General features: G+C 63.5%; 20 protein-coding genes. 7 read left to right on the plus strand and 13 right to left on the minus strand.

Features of this window, described 5'->3' with window-relative positions; translation table 11 throughout:
• Positions 1-164 precede the first annotated feature (164 nt).
• Entirely contained in the window at positions 165-1,019 is an 855-nt protein-coding gene (locus tag EL22_RS06880) for a molybdopterin-synthase adenylyltransferase MoeB (RefSeq protein WP_050050804.1), read from the minus strand.
• A gap of 171 nt (positions 1,020-1,190) precedes the next feature.
• Here EL22_RS06880 and EL22_RS06885 point away from each other — a divergent pair, with 171 nt between their 5' ends.
• The 4 genes from EL22_RS06885 (at position 1,191) to EL22_RS06895 (ending at position 5,036) form a co-directional block, all read left to right on the plus strand.
• A complete protein-coding gene (locus EL22_RS06885) occupies positions 1,191-1,373 on the plus strand; it encodes an HVO_0416 family zinc finger protein (RefSeq protein ID WP_050050805.1) in 183 nt (60 codons plus the stop codon).
• Between the two features lie 295 nt (positions 1,374-1,668).
• Positions 1,669-1,827, plus strand: coding sequence for a hypothetical protein (locus EL22_RS17960; RefSeq protein WP_197075864.1), 159 nt, complete (start codon positions 1,669-1,671; stop codon positions 1,825-1,827).
• A gap of 84 nt (positions 1,828-1,911) precedes the next feature.
• Positions 1,912-3,819 carry a UvrD-helicase domain-containing protein gene (locus tag EL22_RS06890; protein ID WP_050050806.1) on the plus strand — a complete coding sequence of 636 codons (1,908 nt, stop codon included), beginning with the start codon at positions 1,912-1,914 and terminating at the stop codon, positions 3,817-3,819.
• The gene (locus EL22_RS06895) at positions 3,816-5,036 is read left to right on the plus strand and encodes a M24 family metallopeptidase (RefSeq protein ID WP_050050807.1); all 1,221 of its coding nucleotides are present in this window, start codon (positions 3,816-3,818) and stop codon (positions 5,034-5,036) included. The genes EL22_RS06890 and EL22_RS06895 overlap by 4 nt, the downstream gene beginning before the upstream one ends.
• 67 nt (positions 5,037-5,103) lie before the next feature.
• On the opposite strand, the gene solA is transcribed toward EL22_RS06895, so the two are convergent.
• The 8 genes from solA to EL22_RS06935 form a co-directional block, all read right to left on the minus strand.
• Positions 5,104-6,228 carry an N-methyl-L-tryptophan oxidase gene (gene solA / locus EL22_RS06900; protein ID WP_050050808.1) on the minus strand — a complete coding sequence of 375 codons (1,125 nt, stop codon included), beginning with the start codon at positions 6,226-6,228 and terminating at the stop codon, positions 5,104-5,106.
• Between the two features lie 49 nt (positions 6,229-6,277).
• Positions 6,278-6,724 carry a hypothetical protein gene (locus EL22_RS06905; protein WP_050050809.1) on the minus strand — a complete coding sequence of 149 codons (447 nt, stop codon included), beginning with the start codon at positions 6,722-6,724 and terminating at the stop codon, positions 6,278-6,280.
• Positions 6,725-6,862: 138 nt separating this feature from the next.
• The gene (locus EL22_RS06910; RefSeq protein ID WP_050050810.1) at positions 6,863-8,737 is read right to left on the minus strand and encodes a formate/nitrite transporter family protein; all 1,875 of its coding nucleotides are present in this window, start codon (positions 8,735-8,737) and stop codon (positions 6,863-6,865) included.
• A 147-nt stretch (positions 8,738-8,884) separates the two neighbouring features.
• The gene (locus tag EL22_RS06915) at positions 8,885-10,159 is read right to left on the minus strand and encodes an MBL fold metallo-hydrolase (protein WP_050050811.1); all 1,275 of its coding nucleotides are present in this window, start codon (positions 10,157-10,159) and stop codon (positions 8,885-8,887) included.
• Positions 10,160-10,168: 9 nt separating this feature from the next.
• Entirely contained in the window at positions 10,169-10,501 is a 333-nt protein-coding gene (locus EL22_RS06920; protein WP_050050812.1) for a hypothetical protein, read from the minus strand.
• Positions 10,494-11,480, minus strand: coding sequence for a hypothetical protein (locus EL22_RS06925; protein ID WP_050050813.1), 987 nt, complete (start codon positions 11,478-11,480; stop codon positions 10,494-10,496). The genes EL22_RS06920 and EL22_RS06925 overlap by 8 nt, the downstream gene beginning before the upstream one ends.
• Before the next feature lie 108 nt (positions 11,481-11,588).
• Positions 11,589-12,359 (minus strand): TetR/AcrR family transcriptional regulator, encoded by a 771-nt coding sequence (locus EL22_RS06930; RefSeq protein WP_050050814.1) that lies wholly within the window; start codon positions 12,357-12,359, stop codon positions 11,589-11,591.
• Positions 12,360-12,420: 61 nt separating this feature from the next.
• Positions 12,421-12,699 carry a hypothetical protein gene (locus EL22_RS06935; RefSeq protein WP_050050815.1) on the minus strand — a complete coding sequence of 93 codons (279 nt, stop codon included), beginning with the start codon at positions 12,697-12,699 and terminating at the stop codon, positions 12,421-12,423.
• A 179-nt stretch (positions 12,700-12,878) separates the two neighbouring features.
• Here EL22_RS06935 and EL22_RS06940 point away from each other — a divergent pair, with 179 nt between their 5' ends.
• A complete protein-coding gene (locus EL22_RS06940; RefSeq protein ID WP_050050857.1) occupies positions 12,879-13,268 on the plus strand; it encodes a 30S ribosomal protein S6e in 390 nt (129 codons plus the stop codon).
• Positions 13,269-13,284: 16 nt separating this feature from the next.
• Positions 13,285-13,719 (plus strand): hypothetical protein, encoded by a 435-nt coding sequence (locus EL22_RS06945; RefSeq protein WP_050050816.1) that lies wholly within the window; start codon positions 13,285-13,287, stop codon positions 13,717-13,719.
• Positions 13,720-13,734: 15 nt separating this feature from the next.
• On the opposite strand, the gene EL22_RS06950 is transcribed toward EL22_RS06945, so the two are convergent.
• A complete protein-coding gene (locus EL22_RS06950) occupies positions 13,735-13,935 on the minus strand; it encodes a zinc ribbon domain-containing protein (RefSeq protein ID WP_050050817.1) in 201 nt (66 codons plus the stop codon).
• Positions 13,936-13,997: 62 nt separating this feature from the next.
• Between EL22_RS06950 and EL22_RS06955 the strand changes: the two genes are divergently transcribed.
• Entirely contained in the window at positions 13,998-14,306 is a 309-nt protein-coding gene (locus tag EL22_RS06955) for a hypothetical protein (RefSeq protein ID WP_050050818.1), read from the plus strand.
• Here EL22_RS06955 and EL22_RS06960 read toward each other — a convergent pair whose 3' ends face one another.
• The 3 genes from EL22_RS06960 to EL22_RS06970 all read right to left on the minus strand — a co-directional run bounded on the left by EL22_RS06960 (position 14,307) and on the right by EL22_RS06970 (position 19,700).
• The gene (locus EL22_RS06960) at positions 14,307-15,920 is read right to left on the minus strand and encodes a long-chain-fatty-acid--CoA ligase (RefSeq protein ID WP_050050819.1); all 1,614 of its coding nucleotides are present in this window, start codon (positions 15,918-15,920) and stop codon (positions 14,307-14,309) included.
• 589 nt (positions 15,921-16,509) lie between these two features.
• On the minus strand, positions 16,510-17,934 hold the full coding sequence (locus EL22_RS06965; protein ID WP_050050820.1) for an ATP synthase subunit B: 1,425 nt from the start codon (positions 17,932-17,934) through the stop codon (positions 16,510-16,512).
• A 2-nt stretch (positions 17,935-17,936) separates the two neighbouring features.
• Positions 17,937-19,700: an ATP synthase subunit A gene (locus EL22_RS06970; protein ID WP_050050821.1), complete on the minus strand. Its 1,764-nt coding sequence runs from the start codon at positions 19,698-19,700 to the stop codon at positions 17,937-17,939.
• Positions 19,701-19,702 lie beyond the last annotated feature (2 nt).

Below are 19,702 nucleotides of genomic sequence, written 5' to 3' on the forward strand. Positions count from 1 at the left end.
GTGTCATCGGATTGTACCATATCCGTTCACTCAACAGTCAGAGTTTTTGAACCTTCTGAATTAACTGAAGTTCTGTTTGCTGTAGGTTTATTATTCGAGTGCAAAAAGCGGCCGATAGCAGCCCGAAATGTGGGTGCAGGTGTTTACCGAGGTCTCGACCGAAATCACTCCGCCTGTGAGAGTTGACACGTGCCGTCGTAGCTGACCTCGCCGACGGAATCGATCGCACTCGAGTCGCCACAAACCGGGCAGTCCGGATTCCGTCGAATCTCGATCGTCTCGAAGGACATGTCCATCGCGTCGTACATGAGGAGTCGCCCCTTGAGCAAGTCGCCCGTCCCCAGCAGGTACTTGACGACCTCGGTCGCCTGCACGCAGCCGACGGTTCCGGGGAGAACTCCCAGCACCCCGGTGGTCGCACAGTCCGGGACGGTGCCGGGTTCGGGCGCTTCGGGGAACAGACACCGGTAACACGGCCGCTCCCGGTTTGACTCGTCTTCGGCCGCGAGACTACCGTTCGTGAACGTCGTGATCTGGCCCTCGAATCGATATATCGCGCCGTGAGAGAGTGCCGTCCCGGTCAGTGCGCAGTAATCGTTCAACAGGTATCGTGTGGCGAAGTTGTCGCTCGCGTCTAGGACGATGTCGTAGTCCCCCGCGATACCCGCAATCGTTTCGCTGGTGAGTCGCGTTTCGTAGGTCTCAACGTCGATATCGGGATTCAGTGCCCTGACGTACGAGGCCGCGCTCTCGACTTTCGGAGTTCCAACGTCGCCGTCGGCGTGGACGATCTGGCGCTGCAAGTTCGAGCGCTCGACGACGTCGTCGTCGACGATCCCGACGCGACCGACACCCGCCGCGGCGAGGTACTGTATCGCCGGCGAGCCCAACCCGCCGGCGCCGACGACCAGCACGGATCCCTCGAGCAGCCGCTGTTGGCCCTCAGGACCGACCTCGTCCATGATCACGTGTCTCGAGTACCGCTCGAGTTGCGTCGCGTCGAGGCGAAGATCGCTCATACCAATCGATAGGGCGATGGTGAACAAAAGGGCGAGGGTCCGTGGCCGAACACGTCGAATGTACCGACCATATCCGACGGAAGCGGCCGTTAGAAGCCGATTTTGTTTCTTTCGCGGCGACGAAGTGGGCCAACCAATTGATTTAATACTCTGGTGTGCCATACCATGACTATGGCAACCTCACCCAGTGGTGCCGACGACGTGTTCGATCAATTCCTCGCAGAACGCGGTCACGATGTCACAGACGCCGGCTGGGAACGGACGTATAACAAGAAACAGTGTCCGGAGTGTGGCGGCGTACACGATACGGCCGCGACGAACTGTACTGTCTGCGGCTGGACGCCACACCGATAACTTCTGCCACCGAGAAAATCGAGGTTTCTCGGGTCGATTTCGGGAACAGACGCCGCGAATCGACCCGTCGCGTGTTCGTCGCGAGCGGTGACTCGAGAGAAGCATCGTCAGACGGACTCTATTGTCGTCCCGCTGTACGTTCGTGCCCGATCAGCGAGAGGGGCAATTACGATCGGAACGTTCGGTTTTGGCCCGGCCGCCGGGTTCTACTCACAGCGGTTCAGCGCGCTTATTTTTGTCTTATATATGTTAGTAGTAATGATTAAATACGAGAGGAACCGATCTCGAAACGACGATGCCCACCTGCCAGAACTGCGATTCGTTCGTCACGGAGCGGTACGCGAAAGTGTTCACCCCGCAGGGAGTCGACGAGCCGCGAGTCTGCCCCCGCTGTCCCGACAAAGTCCGAGACGGAGCCGAAATCAGAGCCGCCCGCTCGACGCGAACTGCCTGACGTATCCAAAACCCTCCGCCAGAGAGGGATTCGATCGGCGACAATCCACGTGACTTATGCGTCTCGCGCCCTTGTACCGGTACAATGGCTACCACGGAGACGACGGTTACCCGGTTGTTCGGCGGCCCGGGAAGCGGGAAGACGACCGCCCTTCTCGACCACGTTGAAGAAATCCTCGAGGACGACGACGTGACCTTCAGAGACATCCTCGTCGTTTCGTACACGCGAGCAGCCGCACAGGAGGTCCGCGAACGGCTCGCTGACCGACTCGACGAGAGTCCGCGAGCCCTGCAAGGAAACGTCTGTACGATGCACGCCAAGGCCTACGATCTGCTCGATCTCTCTCGCGGCGACGTAATCGGCGAATCCGACAAAGAGGAGTTCTGCGAGGACTACGGCATCGAGTTCGAAGACGAATACAGCGGTGCCGGCAGACGGACCGCCCGATCGACGACGATCGGTAACAAGATCATCGCGACGAGCCAGTGGCTCCAGCGGACCCGCCGGGAGGTCGTCGACTGGTACGACGTCCCCTTCCAGTGGGATGTCGAAGAGGTTCGGCTCCCCCCGGAGATCGATCCGAACGCCCAGGAGGGGAACAAGTACACCCCGACGTGGCCCTCGGACGACGACCGGATCGACGTGCCGGAGGCGATCCGCGCCTGGCGAAACTACAAGGGCTCCGAAGAGAAGATCGGCTTCGCGGACATGCTAGAGCGGGTCAGACAGCGCTCGCTCGTCCCGAACGTCGACTACCTGGTGATAGACGAGTTCCAGGACATCACCACGCTGCAGTACGACGTCTACCAGGAGTGGAAACCCCACGTCGATCAGGTCCTGATCGCCGGCGACGATGACCAGGTCGTCTACTCCTGGCAGGGCGCGGATCCAGCCTTGCTGCTCGAGGAGGAAGTCGACGACGACATTATCCTCCCGAACTCCTACCGATTGCCGTCGAACGTACTCAACGCGGTCAACCAGGAGATCAGACACATCGAGAAGCGCCAGGACAAGGACCTCAAACCACGCAAGGAAGGCGGCGCCGTCGAGGCCAAGCGCAACGCCTCGATGCTCGACGTCGTCAGACTCGTCCGCCAGACGCTGGTCGAAGGCGAGGGGACGATAATGATCCTGTTCCGGGCCCGGTATCAGATGTTCCAGTTCATCGACGAGTTCATCACCGAGGGTGTTCCCTTCACCTCGCTGACCGACCAGCGGATGTGGACCGACCGTCTCACCCAGTACGTACGCGCGGTCGAGGCGATCGATAGCGGCGAAGATGTCACCGGACTGCAGGCCCGTCGGCTCGCCGACATGCTCCAGGACTCCGCGTTCGGAACCAACGAGCGTGACGACCTCTTCGATACGATCGACGATCGCCAGGAGGAAGCCGGCATCGACGATCTCGAGGAACTCATGATTCCGGCCGAGGTCGTCGCCGACCACACGCCGTTTATGCCCGGGCCCGAATCCGCCTCGGACATGCTCCGAAAGGTGACGAACTTCCAGAAAAAGAGCGTCAAAGCCTACTTCGCGATCGGCAGCTACCAGAAGATGCCGACCGACCGCGTCCGCGTGGGAACGATCCACTCCGCGAAGGGTCGCGAAGCCGACCACGTCGTCGTCGGCACGGACCTCACCGAGAAGGTCGTCGAACAGATGGTCGCGACCATCGAGGACCGATCGACCGCCGACCTCGAGAGCGAGTCCAAGGGAATCACGGACATCCCCGGCTGCGAGGAGTTCACCAAGACGACCTCCCCGGTCCCCGTCCTCACCGACAACGAACGCCGGGTCTTCTACGTCGGCATGTCCCGCGCTCGAGAACGGCTGGTCTTACTCGAGAACCTCGTCGACGGCGCGCCGACGCTTCCGGTCGACGTGTTGCTCAACAATCGCCTGACCGACACGCCCCTCGAGGAACTTGTCGAACAGGCCCAGAATCCTGACGCCGAGGAAGCCGAACTCGAGGTCGAAGCGGAAGCGCCGTGAGCGAGCGCGTGTCCCCGACCGCACGCGTCGCGTCGACGCTGTCCTCGAGAGACGCCGCGGCGTTCGTCCACGCCGGGCCGTCCCGCGACCCGGCAGTTCGGTACTGTTTGCGGGCAATCGATTCGAGCGAGAGCGCTCCAGCGGCCGATTCGTTCGAAAACGATCCGACAACCGGTTCGTTCGATACGACCCACGCCGTGGCGTTCGACGGCACGCAATGGCACCACGTCAGTTGGCGCGGCGTCCCCGAAGACTGGCCACGGCATCCGGCCGACGAACTTGCGACTCGACTCGCGGACGATGGGGTCTCCGGACCCGTTCTCGCGCCGGCGACGATCCCCCACGACGCCGCGCTCTATCTCGAGCAGACAGGGTTCACACTCGCCTCGAGTGACATCCTGACTCGCTCCCGACGTTCGAAAACAGATCTCGAGCACGAACTGATCGAACAGGCCCAACAGGCGACCGCAGCCGGCGTAAAGCGGGCGGCGACGGTGCTCGCCGAATCCGACAGCGACGACGAAGGGGCGCTGCTCGCCGGCGAAACGCGGCTAACGGACGAGCAACTTCGAATTGCGGTCGACGAGGCAATCGTGGCGGCGGGATCGCTTCCCGACGGACGGACGCGGGTTACTGGTGGGATGCGAAACGACGCACTCGAAACGAGCGACAACGGTACCGGGAGAGGCGATGACAGGGTCAGGGCGAGCACCGACAGTGCCGGAGTGAGCGACGGTCTGCTCCGCGCGGGCGAACCGATCACCGTCGTCGCCTCGCCGCGCGGCCGCGAGGGGTACCACGGCGGGCTGGTCCGTACGTTCGTCGTCGACGGCGACGGCGGCGATTCTCGGCGGGCACACGTCGCACTGACGCAAGCGTTTCGGTCCGTGCGATCGATGCTGACAGACGCGACGCACTCGATTACGGCCGTCGAAGCAGAACTCGAGGCCGAGATTCGGGCGTACGGGTTCGGCGAGGCGGACGCCATCGAGACCCGCGTTACCGGCGTCGGGCTCGAGCCACGAGAAGCGCCCGCAGCAGCCGATTCTGACGTTGGACCCGAAACCGTCGTCCGAATCGAAGCGACGGTTCGCGTCGGCGACGGCCGATCGGTTCGCATCGCTGATCTGCTCGCCCCCGGTCGACCCGCGCAATGGCTCGCGACGCCATCTCGCTCGCTCGAGCCCGCGGCGTACGCGGATGCAGAGCCGCAATAGATACAGAGTATACGAACAACCGCACAGACACGGATGAAAAGGGGAGATCGGCCGGCGACTGAACCGCTCAGAACCGATCCAGCGAAAACGGCTCGATATCGTGTTCGGTTTCGCCCTCGAGCGCGAGGTCCGCGAGTACCTCGCCGACCGCGGTCGCGAACGTGGCCCCGTGACCCGAAAAACCGGCGCCGACAGCGACCTGTGGGTGGTCGGCGAGCGTATCAAGGACGAAATCGCCGTCCGGCGTGTTCGCGGACGGACGCGTCTGCAGGCCCATCGTCGGCCCCGCGCCGTCCGGGAAGTATTCCTCGGCGAACTCCCGGAGGAGACGCTCGTCCGCCTGCGTCGGTTCGCGTTCGAACGCGCGAGGTGAGTCGGCGGTCTCTCGACGATTGCACCGACCGAACTCGAACCCGGGGACGTCGTGGACGGGAAACCCGTAGAATAGACCCTCGGGAACCTGCAGCGTCCAGACCGGGTGTGCTCCGGGTTCGAAATACGCTGGTACCTCGGGCTGGAGCCGCGCCACCACCTGCCGGTCGGGAACGACGATTCCCTCGAGTTCGTCGACGAACTGTGCGGTCCACGCGCCGGCCGTGACGACGAGATTGTCCGCCTCGTACCTCGCGTGGTCCGTGTCGACGGTGACGCCGCCGTCTCCCGTCGACTGCCAGCCGACGACGCGCTCTCGAGCCCGAATCGTCGCCCCTGCGTCGTGTGCGCGCTCGACGTGGGCGACGATACACCGCTGGGAAGCGAGAAAGCCGCCGTCGGGTCGATACACCGCCTCGTACGCCTCCGGGAGCTGAAAGCCCGGATAGCGATCGGAGAGGGGCCCACTCGAGAGCATTTCGTACTCGAGGCCGTGTTCCTCGTAGGTCCGGCGCGATTTCTCGAGACGATCGCTTCCCGCGGGTCCGGCCTCGATCGACCCGGTCTCGTAGCTGAGCCGCCGGTCGTGGCCCGCCTCGAGGTCGGTCCAGAGTTCGTCGGCTCGCCGACGCAGGGAAACGTACGCGGGGCCCTCATCGTACGCTCGGCGGATGAGACGCGTCCCTGCGGCACCGTCTCCGCGCGGAACGTCGTCGCGCTCGAGGCCGAGGACGGTCGCCCCCCGTTCGGCGAGGTGCGCGACTGTCGCGGCGCCCATCTCGCCGACGCCGAGGACGATCGCGTCGTACCGGTCGGTCATGCACCGACGTATCACGGCACGGACGAAAACGCTTCTCACTTCCGTCGGCTCACTCGTCCGAATCGTCGCCACTCGAGCGTCCGTTCGCCGCCCGGTCGCGAACACGGCGCTTCTGTCGACGTTCGGTCACGTGATCGAGGCCGTCGGCTAACTCGTCTCGCACCTCGCCCTCGAACCGGTCGAGTTCCTCGAGGAAGACCTCGGAGAACTCCTCGACGAGTTCGAACGTCCACTGGTCGCTGACCGCGCCCGCCGGGAGATGCTGGTCCCGGAGTTCGTCGGCCCACGCGTCGTGATCTGCGTCTCGAAGTCGTGACTCCGCGTCCGCCATTCGATCCATCGCGTGTCCGAGCTGGTGGTGAAACGCAAGCAGCGACCCGTAGGCCCGGTGGACGTGCTCGATCCCCAACTGGAGATTGTGAAGCGCCTCGAGTTCCGCGTCGGTCAGCTCGAGGTCGTCGGCTCCGCCGGTCGGCGGTGTCTCTGGATCGTCCATGATACCCCTCTGACGGGGGGTAGCGGCAAAAAGTTACAGACGGGAGAGGTGGATTGACTGCCGGGCCGACCCAACTCGGTGCGATCGGATCGGCGGGTCAGTCAAACGGTGCGATCGGATCGGCACTGGCCGGCCGAGTTAGCGACGCCCGAACAGTCGCTCGTAGAGACTCCGCTTGGTCGGCCGTTCGGCGAGGACGATCGACTTGTCGATGTCCTCGATGATATCGAGGTGCAACGAGCCCGATACGAGTCGCGAGAGAAGCCCGCGCTCGGTCGCGCCGATGACGAGCATCGTGTTGTCCTCGACGGCTCGACAGATCGCGTCCTCGACATCCCCGGAGTCGTCGACCTCGAGCGTGACGTCTTCCAGCCCGTGTTCAGCGGCCCACTCCTCTAGGAACTGCTCGCCCGCCTCGCGCTCGTCCGGTCCGTCGACGATGTGCAAGAGCGTTATCTCCGACCCGGTCCCCGACCGGAGCAGTTTGACGACCTCGGCACTCAGATCGGAGTCCGGGCCACCGGCGGTCGGAAGCACGATTCTCGAGGCGTCGAGATCACGTTCCCGAAGGACCAGGAAATCACAGGGAAGCTGCTGGGTCAGTTCGCCGAGCGGTCGTTCGGCTCTGGCGGCGTCCCACAGGTCGTTTACCTCCCAGTTCATCACGACGAGGTCGGTGTGCTTTCGCTCTGCGGTCCTGAAGATCTCCTCGAACGAGCGGTAGGTGACGACCGTCGACGTCTCGACGCCGACGTTGTAGCTCTCGACCGTCTCGCGGATCCCCTCGAGTTGGCTGTCGGACTCGTCGATGATCTGTTGGCGCTGGTCCATGCTGTAGCCAGCGATCGTCTGGTCGGGAAGCTGGACGATGTGGACGACGTGGACGACCGCCGACTCCTTCTGGCTGGCGAGCGTGCTCGCGAAGTTGACGAGCGCCGACTCGGTTCGCGGATTGGCGATCGGAACGAGAATGCGGAACGTATCGGGGTCCGCTGCGGTCTCCTCGACGGTGTCGATCAGGGGCACGAACGAGCGACCGGCGATGCCGCCCAACAGCCACTCGGTCGGGGTGAGACGCGAATCCGCCCCGCCGAAGCGTGCGGACTCGAGGCGCTCCTCACTCGTTTGATAGTAGTTAACGATGGTTACCAATACGACGCCGCCGATGGTGTTGCCGAGCAACACCGGGAGGACGAATCCCGTCAGTCCCGGAAGTAACGGATATTCGCCGACGAAGACGACGTAGGCCAGTTCGGTGAAGGAGGTGACCACGTGAAAGAGGTTCCCAAGCGGGATCGCGAGAAACGCGAGGTAGACGACGACGAGCCGGGAAATCGTATCGCGTGAAGCGAAGGCGACCCAGACGACGCCGGCGACGATGAGCCCGGCGAAGGCGGCCTTGAAGAAGAGATCGAACCACGGCGTCTCCGCGCCGTGGGTGCCGAGGTAGACCGCCGCTTCCTCCGCTTCGGGTGAGAAGACACCGCCCCACGCGAGGACCGCCGCACCGATCGTCCCGCCGATGAAGTTACCGATGATGACGATCAGCCAGTGGCGAAGCAACGCCGGGACGCTGGCCAGTCGCTCGAGCGTGAGCGCGACGGGCGGAAGCGTGTTCTCGGTGTAAAGCTGGTAGCCGCCGATGATGATGTAGATGAACCCGAGCGGGTACAACAGCGCGCTCAAGATTGGGTGTCCGTCGGTCGAACCGTACAGCGACGAGTAGAGCAACACCGTAATCGAGATCGCCAGCCCGGCGGCGATGCTGCTAAACAGCAGTTCGCGACTTCCGGAGGTGATCTCCTCGTCGGCGGCGGCCACGATCCGCTGGAACACTTCGTCGGAAGAAAACCGATCTCGAACGACCGCGCCGACCGCCGGTGCCCCGCTTCTGGACCGCTCGACCGCATCACGGACCGCATCCACCTCGTCGGGCGGTCCCGTATCCTGCTCCTGAGTCATCTCCGCCTCCCGTGTCGTCCCCGCCTCCGCGGAGGGGTCGGAATCGTTCATTGGTTGGGTCAAACGAGCAAAGCGACTAAGCGTTTGGCTTTTGAGCGCGCAAAACCGGCGATACGTGCCGCCGAAACGAACGGAGACCCGAGTCGAGCATTATTCGAGTCGGCTCTCGTTCGACGAGCCGACCGCCGAAACGAATCGTCAATCCGCACTCGTCCACGTCTCGCCAACCGAGGGTGCGCTCGCGTCGAACCCGTCGTCGGCTAACTCGGCCGCGAACGCCCCACACCGGTCGCCGTGAACCGCGAGAATTTCCGTCTCGCGGTAGGACTCGAGAAACGAACGCAGTCCGTCTCGATCCGCGTGCGCCGACAGGTCGTAGGCTTCGGTCTGGGCGCTGACCGGCATCATCCGGCCGTCGATCTCGGCGCTGCCAGTCTCGAGGAGGTCCCGTCCCGGGGTCCCCTCGACCTGATAACCCGTCAGTGTGATCTTGTTCGTCGGGTGGTCTCGAACCGCCGGGACGTAGGTCATCGCGGGACCGCCATGGAGCATCCCGCTCGTGGTGACGATCACGGTGTTCTGCTCGGCGATTCGCTTTCGCTGGCCGTCCCTGCCGGTGACGAACCGAGCGTTGCCCTTCGCCCGGCGCAACAGGTCCGGATCGCGGAGGAACTCGCGGTTTCGATCCCGCAGGAACAGCTCCGTCACGCGCTTTCCCATGCCGTCGACGTAACACTCGAGGTCGTGTCGCTCGCAGAGACAGAGCAGTTCCTGCGTCCGGCCGATCGCGAACGCGGGGACGACGACGGTGCCGCCGTCCCAGACGGTCCGCTCGATGCTCTCGACGAGCGACGTTTCGATCGACTCGCGCGGCGGTCGCGACGTGTCGGAGTAGGTGCTCTCACAGACGACCACGTCGGCGTCCGGTCGCGCGGTCGTGCCGGCGACCAGTTGCTGGTCTTCGGTCTGGAGGTCGCCCGTGTAGAGGAGCCTGGTATCCCCGTCGTCGACGAGCACGTGCGCGCTGCCGACGATGTGTCCCGCGTCGAAGAACGTGACCTCGTAGCCGGCGACCTCGAAGATCTCGCGGTAGCCGTGGGTTTCGGACACCTGACTCACCCGCGCGAGCTCGGCCTCGGTGAACGGACAGTCGTAGCTCCCGCCGCGCCGGGTCGGCCCGTTCGAGGAGACGCCGTGGAGCTTCAGCGTGTCTCGAGCGAGTACCATCGCGAGGTCTCGAGTCGGCGGCGTCCAGTGGATCTCCGGTCGCGCGTCGCCCGCGAGCAGCGAGGGCAGCGACCCGACGTGATCGAGGTGGCCGTGGCTCACGACGACCGCTTCGGGATCGACATCACCGACGGGAAACGACGGCGGGTTCCCCGAATCCATGCCGAAATCGACCACCAGCGTCCCGTCGATTACGAGCGCGCTTCGACCGACTTCGCCGGCACCGCCGCGAAACTCGAGTTCCATCTGGCGGTCCTACCGGTTCGAGGGGTTTTCGTCCATCGGTTCGCCCGCGTCCGTCGCGACGCCGATGAGATAGAGATCGAGTAGACAGACGAGCAAAACCGCAAGCGGAACGGCCACGTCGGTGTAGGCGACCGACTCGAATTGCAGGGCCGTCACGACGAACGGATCGCTCGGATCGAATGCACCGGCGACGGTGCGGGCGCTCAGGAAGGCGAGCGCCAGCGCGTACAGACCGAACCAGGCGAGTCCGCGACGCCACTTCCCGAGATACCAGTGCCCGGCGCCCGCGACGAACGCGGAAAAGACGTACGCCGGCAAGCGGGGGCGGGCGGCGTCACTCATCGGCGGCGAGCAAGTTTTCGAACGGAACGCGCGTGGCCCGCTCGAGGCGCGCCCGGGCTTTGAGTCCGGACCGGTGTGGTCCGCCGGCACGATCGCATGAATCGACCGTCTCGATCGTCTCGAGGGCGCTACGGGCGGACTCGAGTTCGCGCTCGAGGATGGCCGAGCGATCACCTGCCTCGAGCGAGCCGTCTCGGTTGCCGACCGGTCCGTCGAGCGCGTTCTCGCTCGCCGACAGCGGCGGTTCGTCGGTGTCATCGTCGAACGATCGGGCTGAAAGAACTCGAGTCGCGGCCCCTCGCGGTGATTCGTCTCGGGCGTCGACCGACCCGCGTTCGGCAATCGAAAGGGCCCGCGAGAGCGACGCGCCGTAGGCGCGAGCGGATTTACGAACTGTTTCGGTTGCGCCGGCCGCCGTCACACCGAATTCGGCGGCGGCACCCGCGAGTATCGCGGTCGGCGCGTCGCCGGTCGACTGGCCCGGCCGGGTCGTCCGCGATGGTTCCGATACCGGCGTCGTGTCCGATCCCGAATCGCTCTCGGATGTCGCGTAGGCACTCGCCAGTGCGTTCGAGGCGCTCGTGAGCACGCGGAACAGTTCGAGCCGACTGCCGTCGGTCGGCGAGGCGTCGCCGATCGAGGCGTGGGCGAACGCGTGGAGGTAATCGCCCGCGAGGATAGCCGCGTCACGTTCGGCAGCGCTTTCGTACCGATCCGCCGCGAGCAGGTCGTTTCGGAGTCGAACGTAGCCCTGAAGCGGTTCGATGACGAGCGCGATCGACTCGAGCGTTCGCGCGCTCGGGCCGTCGCTCGAGACGGCTCCGGCGCTCGCTCGACACAGAGCGACCGGAAACGACCGATCGACGGGTTCGAGCGCGTCGAACGCGATCGATCGGACCTCCGGGGAGAGCGCGGGGAGCGTTCGATCGAGTCGGTCGGCGATCGGTTCTCGGGCGGGCGTAGAGGTGCGTTCAGTCATGGTCGATCACCGGCAGACATCGTCGTATCCGCCATGGCGCCCGCGGCGACGGACCCTGACCGGCCGACTGGCTGCCAAGAGCGGCGTTCGAGACGGCGTCGGAACCGGTCACTGGGTACGTTCATCGTGGTCGTCGGCGGGATCGTCCGAACTCGCAGATTCGTCGTCATGCGAGCTACGGTCATGTTCTTCGTCCAACCCGTTTGTAGTTTCTGCTCTCGAGTCGGCTCCCGCCCCCAGTTTCTCGTTGGGTTCGAACGGGCCGTCAGTGCGTGGGTCCGTCGGCAGTTCGACGCCGTCGGCGAGAATATCGTCGATCACCCTGTCGACGGCCGTCGCTTTGAGGGTCTCGAGGTAGTCGTCGTCCTCGAAGGTTATCTCTCGGATGCGCGCGCCGTTGACGAGCGTAACCAGCAGCGTCGCGACGGCTTCGAAATCGTGGTCGACGAACGCGCCGGACTCGATGCCGTCTTCGAGGATAGTCTCGAGCGTGGCCTGCAGTCGTCGGTCGCTCTTTTGGAACTGCTCGCGATAGGTGTCGTTGTACGGTGCCTGGGCCCGCAACTCGAGCATCGCCGTGTGAAACGACGTCTGGTCGGTGTCGTCGGGACCGTACAGGAACAGATCGAGGAACGTCGCAAGCCGCTCGACCGGCGGCTCGTTCGCGGCCGCCTCGACGTGATCGTCGTGGCGCTCTAAGAGGTAGTCGATGAAATCGGCGACGAGGTCCTCCTTGGAGTCGTAGTGGTAGAACAGGAGCGACTTGCTCTTGTCAGTTCGATCAGCGATGTCCTGTGCGGTCAGATCGGTGTACCCGTGGGTACACAACGCCTCGTAGGTCGCGGTCATGATCGCTTCGCGAACGTCCGGATCGGTCACTAACTGACTAGTTAGTCAAATCCGTTCAAAGAGGTTTCGCTTCCGCCGAACCGCGTTCTCGTTACCGCCGGTAGCGACTGACCTCGAACCGCTCGTAGCCGCCGAACGCGACCTCGAGCGAGCCGATCCACCAGTTCCAGCGCGCTGGCGCGGTCCCGTCGGGCGCGTCCGAAAGCTCGTCGACGACCACGTCGTTCGTCAGCTCGCAGGCCAGATCGGCGCTGTACCGACCGGAATCGTCGAGGTCGACGGCCTGGCGGGCGACCACCCTGGCCGCCCCGGCGGACCCGCCGAACGCCTCGCGCAATCGCCGCTCGAGCGATTCCGGTTCGATGGCCACGGATGCGATGAGGTGCGCGACGAACTTGAATGCACCCGTGAATCGATCGAACAGTGCGAGAGGGGGCGACGAGAGACGATCGATTGCGAACAGAGCACCGCGGTCGCGTCAGCGATCGCACCGAACTCGCCCGGTCTGGATTCGACGTATTTTTGACTGCAGACCGTTTTCCCTCGGGCATGGCAAGTTTCACTGTCGTTGTCGGCGACCCGGACTCCGGGCTCGCACACCAACTCGAGGCGGACGGACAGGACGCGAATCGATTCCTCGGTAAATCGATCGGCGACGAAGTCGACGGCTCCGCCGTCGGCCTGGACGGCTACACCCTCGAGATCACCGGCGGCTCGGACGACGCGGGTCGACCGCTCAACGAGACCGTCGCGGGAGCGGACCTGCAGGAAGTGCTGATGGAAGAAAAACAGACGGGCTACCATCCCGAACGGGACGGCGAGCGACGCCGTATCACGGTCCGCGGGCGCGAGGTTTCCGACGCCGTCGCACAGATCAACGCGACGATCGTCGAATCCGGCGAAACCGACGTCGAGGAGCTGCTCGCCGAGGACGAGTAACGACAGCAACTCAGTTATGGCAGATCGACTTTCGAGTGACCACCCGTCGATTCGAACCGTCAGAGCGACGCTTTCTGAGACGACGACGGGAGTCAGACTGGAGATTCCCGGCGAGGAACGCGACGCCTTCGCGATCGACGAACTCGTCCGGATCACGCTCGAGGGAACGGAGCGGTTCGCTCGAGTCGAGCGAGCGCTCACCGGCGACGAACTCACGATCGAAGGCGTCTACGAGACGGCAGACGGCGCTCGCGACCCGCGGGCCGGAACCGACATCTTGCCCGAGTGGTGCGACGAGCACACCAGACGAGACGGGGGGTCGGTGCTGATCGACGTCATCGAACCCGAGTTCGCCTACGGGATTCGTGGACCCGGCGAAACGACGTTTTACGACGCATCGGAGCCGCCAAAGTCCAGCCTCTCCGATATCGCAAACGACATCGACGGCTAGGCGTTCGAGGCCCGATCAGCCCAAAAATAGGTCGACCATATCGCCCGACGACTGGCCCCTGTACAGTTCGGAATAGCCGCAGTTGGTACAGCTGATGACCATGAACTTTCGGTTCTGTATGTCGAAGAACTTCGATAAGCCCGTGCCCGTCGTCGATATCTCGTCGATTTCCGTCTCCGTGTGATCGCACTTCGGACAGCCCTGATCGTCTTTCATATTCTCTCTTTCGTGTAACGTAACAAAACATTTGTGCTCACACCGCGAGAAAGACAGTACCAATGTTCGGTGTACTCGTCTTTGGCGCGTTTGTGCTCGTCGGCGTCGCCATCACGATCGCACTCTGGGTCGGGATCGACAGCGAAACGTCGGACCCGACGGTCGTCGATCGAAGCGAGGCGGAACGGCGCGCTCGAGAGCAAGGCAGCCAACGCTACGGACAGGCGTCCTCGAACCGAACTGGTGGTCGACCCGACGACGGGGGAAAGCGCGACGAACACGACGCCGAGTCCGGGTGGGACCGGGCCGAAGACGACGACCCGTGGGGACGATCCGTGGACGACTCCGACAGCGACGACCGGTGGCGATAGCTACCCCTGTCCCACCATTCGATCCTGGTCTTCCCACTCGTCCTGGCGAAGTTCGTACTTCTGTACCTTTCCGGTCGCCGTCGTCGGTAACTGCTCGACGAACTCCGTCCGCCGAACCGCCTTGTAGCCAGCCAGGTGCTCTTTCGTGAACTCGAGTAGTTCCTCCGTCGTGACCCCCGGGTCGCCGGGATCGCCACTCTCGGGAACCACGAACGCCTTCGGCGTCTCGCCCCACTCCTCGCTCGGTGCCGGGATTACCGCCACGTCCGACACGTCGGGGTGGTCGAACAGCGCGTCCTCGAGTTCGATGCTCGAGATGTTCTCGCCGCCGGAGATGATAATGTCTTTTTTCCGATCGCGAATCGCGATCATGCCGTGCTCGTCGATAGTCGCGAGATCGCCCGTGTGATAGTAGCCCTCGATTCGATCGGAGAAGGCCTCCTCGGTCGCCTCGGGCTTGTTCCAGTACTTCTCCATGATCTGGTTGCCCCGGACGACGACCTCGCCGAGCGTCTCGTCGTCGCGGGGAACGTCTTCCCCGTCCTCGTCGACAACCCGGATCTCGGTGCCGAGGTAGGCCAGACCCTGGCGTTTCTTGATCCGGAACCGGTCGTCGCTGTCGGCCTCGAAGTGCCGACTCGCGTCGGAGGTGGTGATGAGCGGGCCCGTCTCGGTCGCCCCGTAGACGTGTTTCAAGTACCAGCCGAACTCCTCCTCAACGGTCCGGATCGTGGCCTCGGGTGGTGCGCTCCCTGCGGTCGCGAGTCGCACCGGCGCGTCGCCGGTCGTCTCGGGTTCGTGCTCGCCGTAGTAGTCGACCAGCATGTTCAATACGGTCGGCGCGCCGCACATGTAGGAGACGTTCTCGTCTCGAACCGCGTCAAAGATGCCACCGGCGTCGACACCCCGCGTGCAGACGTGTTTCGCGCCGATCCCGGTCACGGCGAAGATGTGGCCCCAGCCGTTGGCGTGGAACATCGGCAGGGTCCACAGGTAGACGTCGTCGTCGGTGATCTCCTGGTGGGCCACCAGCAGGTAGGCGTGAATCGTCTCGCAGCGATGGGTTCGACAGACTCCCTTCGGATCGCCCGTCGTCCCCGACGTGTAGTTGATCGTGATGATCTCGTCTTCGGCCATCTCCGGCCGGTCGTACTCGGTGCCCGCCGATTCGAGCACTTGGTCGAAGCTCTCCCAGTCCCCCTCGACGGCGTCGGCGTCGTTCGTGATGAACGTCTCAGTCGGCACCACGTCGCGCACCGCCTCGATCCCGTCTGCGTACTCGTAGTCGGCGTAGATCGCGTCGACGCCCGCGTCCGAGAGGATGTACTCGAAATCGTTCGGCGTGAGCCGGTAATTCAACGGCGTGTGGATCGCGCCCGCTTGCATGATCCCGTAGGCCGCCTCGAGGTGGTAGTGGGTGTTCGGATCCAGTACGGCCACCCGATCGCCCTTTTCGATGCCTCGCTCCTGAAGCGCCGCCGCGAATCGGTCGGCCCGATCGCCGAGTTCGTCGTACGTGAACCGTTCCCCCGTCGTTGCGACGACCGCCTCCTCGTCGCCGTAGTGCGTTCGCGCCCTGTCGAGGAACTCCGTGACGAGCAGTGGTTTGTGCATACATACCAATATCACCATCGATAAATACAGTTTTTTCGGTCAGATGGTTCTCTCGAATCTGCTCACCGACTCGGAATAATCACCAAGCAACATAGAATGTTCGCGATGAGACAAACGGCCGTCAACTCGAGGGTGAGCCGCGGTCAGCGGTACTCGGTCAGACGGCGGGCGAGTGTAACTGTGACAACCACGAGTACGAGTCCGACGAGTCCATACACGAACGACGAGAGGTAGGTGTCCGTGAGCCAGATCATCACTCCTGATCCGCCACCTGTACCCAATATATGTAAAACGGTTGTACCACGTTCATCGATGCGATCCTCAATATATGATGTCAAGACAAACTCGTAGATGAGTAACGCAAATCCAACTATGACGCCGATACAAAGGGCGGCTACTGAATTATACACTACTAATATATGATGTATACGCGCTGGATTTATTTTTCTATTTCAACAGGAATCGACCCTGTTCGGCATCTAATTCATTTCTCTGTTCACTGTTCCGCGTCGGCTGGCACTCGAGGCGTCGCTGAGTCAAAAACAGACGACCGAAACAGCGAAAACTGGATGCAGGCGATCCGCGACGATCAGTCGGCCGAAACGGCTTCGGCTTCCTCGCCGGCTTCGTCTTCGCGGTAGTGCTCTTCGATGAGGTCCTCGTCGATACGGTTGAGCGCGTCTTTGGGCAGCATCGACAGCAGGTCCCAGCCGATCTCGAGCGTCTCGTCGATCGAGCGGTTGGTGTCGTAGCCCTGCTGGACGAACTCCTTTTCGAAGCGGTCGGCGAAGTCGAGGAACTTGTTGTCCCGCTCGGACAGCGCTTCGCGACCGACGATGTTCACAAGGTCGCGCAGGTCCTCACCCTCCGCGTAGGCGGCGTACATCTGGTCGGAGACGTCGCCGTGGTCCTCTCGAGTGAGCCCTTCGCCGATACCGTCGTCCATCAGTCGCGAGAGGCTTGGGAGAACGTTGACCGGCGGCTCGATACCCTGACTATTCAGGTTCCGATCCATCATGATCTGACCTTCCGTAATGTAGCCGGTCAGGTCCGGGATCGGGTGGGTGTCGTCGTCGCCGGGCATCGTGAGGATCGGAATCTGGGTGACCGATCCGTCGCGGCCTTCGATTCGACCCGCCCGCTCGTAGAGCTGGGCCAGGTCGGTGTACATGTATCCGGGGTAGCCACGTCGGCCCGGGACCTCCTCGCGTGCGGCGCCGATCTCTCGGAGCGCCTCACAGTAGTTGGTCATGTCCGTCAGGATGACCAGTACGTGGTAATCCTTCTCGAAGGCGAGGTACTCGGCGGTCGTCAGGACGAGTCGCGGCGTGACCTGCCGTTCGACGGCAGGGTCGTCCGCAAGGTTCATGAAGACGACCGAGCGCTCGAGTGCGCCCGTGCGCTCGAAGTCGTCCATGAACTCGTTTGCCTCTTCGGCGGTGATACCCATCGCGCCGAAGATGACCGCGAACTCGGAGCCGTCGTCGTCCTCGCCGTCTTCTTCTTCCGGAACGGTCGCCTGTCGGGCGATCTGGAGCGCGAGTTCGTTGTGTGGCAGCCCCGAGCCGGAGAAGATCGGCAGCTTCTGGCCGCGAACCAGCGTGTTCATGCCGTCGATGGCAGAGACGCCGGTCTGGATGAACTCTTCGGGGTACTCTCGCGAGTAGGGGTTGATCGCTTCGCCAACGATGTCGTGTCGGTCGTCGGGGACGATTTCCGGGCCGCCGTCGATCGGGTTGCCGGAGCCGTCTAACACCCGTCCGAGCAGATCCTCGGTGACGGGCATCTTCATCGTCTCGCCCAGGAAGCGAACGGAGGCGTTGCGGTCGATCCCGCCAGTGCCTTCGAACACCTGGATCGAGACGATACCCTCGCTCGATTCCAGCACCTGTCCGCGCAGGGTCTCTCCCTGTGGCGTCTCGATCTCGACGATCTCGTCGTATCCGACCGGCTCGTCGACTTCGGCGAACACCAGCGGACCGCTGATTTCCGTGATAGTCTGGTACTCTTTCATTGTTAGTACAGTGCTCGCAGTTGTTCTTTGAGGTCGTCTTCGATCTCGTCGATGAATTCGTTCCACTCCTCGGCCGTTCCCATGCGGTTGAGCCGCGGTGCGGCGTCGACGTTCTGGATCTCGTCGACGGGAACGCCCGCCTCGAGCGCTTCGAACGCCTCGTCGTTGAACGTCTTGATCGCCGTGAGCATTCGGTAGGTCTTCTCGGGCTCACAGTAGGTGTCGACGTCGTGGAGCGCGTTCTGTTGCAGCCATGCCTCGCGCAGGTAGCGTGCGATCTCGAGGGTCAGCTGCTGGTCTTCTGGCAGCGCGTCCTTGCCGACGAGCTGGACGATCTCCTGCAGTTCGTCTTCCTCGTCGAGGACGTCGACCGCCCACTGTCGCACGTCGGACCAGTCGCCCGCGATGTTGTCCTCCCACCACGGATCGAGCTGGTCCTTGTACAGCGAGTACGACTCGTTCCAGTCGATCGACGGGAAGTGCCGCCGTTCCGCGAGGTCTGCGTCGAGCGCCCAGAACGTCTTGACGATACGGAGCGTGTTCTGGGTAACCGGCTCGGAGAAGTCCCCGCCCGGCGGCGAGACTGCCCCGACGACCGAAATCGATCCCTCGTCGCCGTTGATCAGCTGGAACTTGCCGGCGCGCTCGTAGAACTCAGAGAGCGACGCGGCGAGATACGCGGGATAGCCCTCTTCGCCGGGCATCTCCTCGAGTCGGCTCGAGATCTCTCGCATGGCCTCCGCCCACCGCGAGGTGGAGTCGGCCATCAGCGCGACGTCGTAGCCCATATCGCGGTAGTACTCCGCGATCGTGATTCCCGTGTAAATGCAGGATTCACGCGCTGCGACGGGCATATTCGACGTGTTTGCAATGAGACACGTCCGAGCCATCAGCGGGTTCCCGGTCTGTGGGTCCGGCAGTTCCGGGAAGTCCTCGATAACCTCGGTCATCTCGTTGCCGCGCTCGCCACAGCCGATGTAGACGACGATATCCGCGTCGGACCACTTGGCGAGTTGCTGCTGGGTGACGGTCTTCCCGGAACCGAAGGGACCGGGAATCGCGGCCGTCCCGCCCTTCGCAAGCGGGAAGAGACCGTCCTGTACGCGCTGTCCTGTGACGAGCGGTTCGGTCGGGGTCTCCTTGTCGCCAGCGGGGCGGGCCTCTCGGACCGGCCACTCCTGGTGCATCTGGATCTCCTCGCCGTTGTCGAGTTCGACGATGGTCTCCTCGACGGAGAACTCGCCGCTCTCGACGCTGGTGACTTCCCCGCCCTCGTAGTCCGGCGGGACCATCACTTTGTGCTCGATGGTGACCGTCTCCGGGACGACACCGACGATGTCGCCGGGCTCGACGACGTCTCCTTCCGCGACTTCGGGCTCGAACTCCCACTCTTTCTCGAGGTCGATACCGGGGGCGTCGACCCCGCGGTCGAGAAACGCCGTCCCCATCTTGTCCTCGAGAACGTCGAGCGGGCGCTGGACGCCGTCGTAGATTGAGTCGAGCATCCCCGGTCCGAGGTCGACGCTGAGGGGCTCGCCCGTGTTCTCGACGGGTTCGCCGGGGCCGACGCCGGAGGTCTCTTCGTACACCTGAATCGTGGTCAGGTTCCCTTCGATCTCGATGACCTCGCCCATCAGCCCTTCGTCGCCGACGTAGACGACATCGTTCATCCGGGCGTCGAGGTCCGTGGCGGTCACGACCGGACCGCTCACGCTTTCGATTACACCGTCTTCGTCGACGGTTTCGGTTTGTTCTGCCTGGCTCATAG

The sequence above is a fragment of the Halostagnicola sp. A56 genome (assembly GCF_000691505.1).
In the GTDB taxonomy this organism is placed as follows: domain Archaea; phylum Halobacteriota; class Halobacteria; order Halobacteriales; family Natrialbaceae; genus Halostagnicola.

Bases quoted from the DNA above. Each gene is read 5' to 3' on its own strand.
- EL22_RS06880 (WP_050050804.1), bottom strand. From the start codon at position 1,019: ATGAGCGATCTTCGCCTCGACGCGACGCAACTCGAGCGGTACTCGAGA.
- EL22_RS06885 (WP_050050805.1), top strand. From the start codon at position 1,191: ATGGCAACCTCACCCAGTGGTGCCGACGACGTGTTCGATCAATTCCTC.
- EL22_RS17960 (WP_197075864.1), top strand. From the start codon at position 1,669: ATGCCCACCTGCCAGAACTGCGATTCGTTCGTCACGGAGCGGTACGCG.
- EL22_RS06890 (WP_050050806.1), top strand. From the start codon at position 1,912: ATGGCTACCACGGAGACGACGGTTACCCGGTTGTTCGGCGGCCCGGGA.
- solA (WP_050050808.1), bottom strand. From the start codon at position 6,228: ATGACCGACCGGTACGACGCGATCGTCCTCGGCGTCGGCGAGATGGGC.
- EL22_RS06905 (WP_050050809.1), bottom strand. From the start codon at position 6,724: ATGGACGATCCAGAGACACCGCCGACCGGCGGAGCCGACGACCTCGAG.
- EL22_RS06910 (WP_050050810.1), bottom strand. From the start codon at position 8,737: ATGAACGATTCCGACCCCTCCGCGGAGGCGGGGACGACACGGGAGGCG.
- EL22_RS06915 (WP_050050811.1), bottom strand. From the start codon at position 10,159: ATGGAACTCGAGTTTCGCGGCGGTGCCGGCGAAGTCGGTCGAAGCGCG.
- EL22_RS06920 (WP_050050812.1), bottom strand. From the start codon at position 10,501: ATGAGTGACGCCGCCCGCCCCCGCTTGCCGGCGTACGTCTTTTCCGCG.
- EL22_RS06925 (WP_050050813.1), bottom strand. From the start codon at position 11,480: ATGACTGAACGCACCTCTACGCCCGCCCGAGAACCGATCGCCGACCGA.
- EL22_RS06940 (WP_050050857.1), top strand. From the start codon at position 12,879: ATGGCAAGTTTCACTGTCGTTGTCGGCGACCCGGACTCCGGGCTCGCA.
- EL22_RS06945 (WP_050050816.1), top strand. From the start codon at position 13,285: ATGGCAGATCGACTTTCGAGTGACCACCCGTCGATTCGAACCGTCAGA.
- EL22_RS06950 (WP_050050817.1), bottom strand. From the start codon at position 13,935: ATGAAAGACGATCAGGGCTGTCCGAAGTGCGATCACACGGAGACGGAA.
- EL22_RS06955 (WP_050050818.1), top strand. From the start codon at position 13,998: ATGTTCGGTGTACTCGTCTTTGGCGCGTTTGTGCTCGTCGGCGTCGCC.
- EL22_RS06960 (WP_050050819.1), bottom strand. From the start codon at position 15,920: ATGCACAAACCACTGCTCGTCACGGAGTTCCTCGACAGGGCGCGAACG.
- EL22_RS06965 (WP_050050820.1), bottom strand. From the start codon at position 17,934: ATGAAAGAGTACCAGACTATCACGGAAATCAGCGGTCCGCTGGTGTTC.
- EL22_RS06970 (WP_050050821.1), bottom strand. From the start codon at position 19,700: ATGAGCCAGGCAGAACAAACCGAAACCGTCGACGAAGACGGTGTAATC.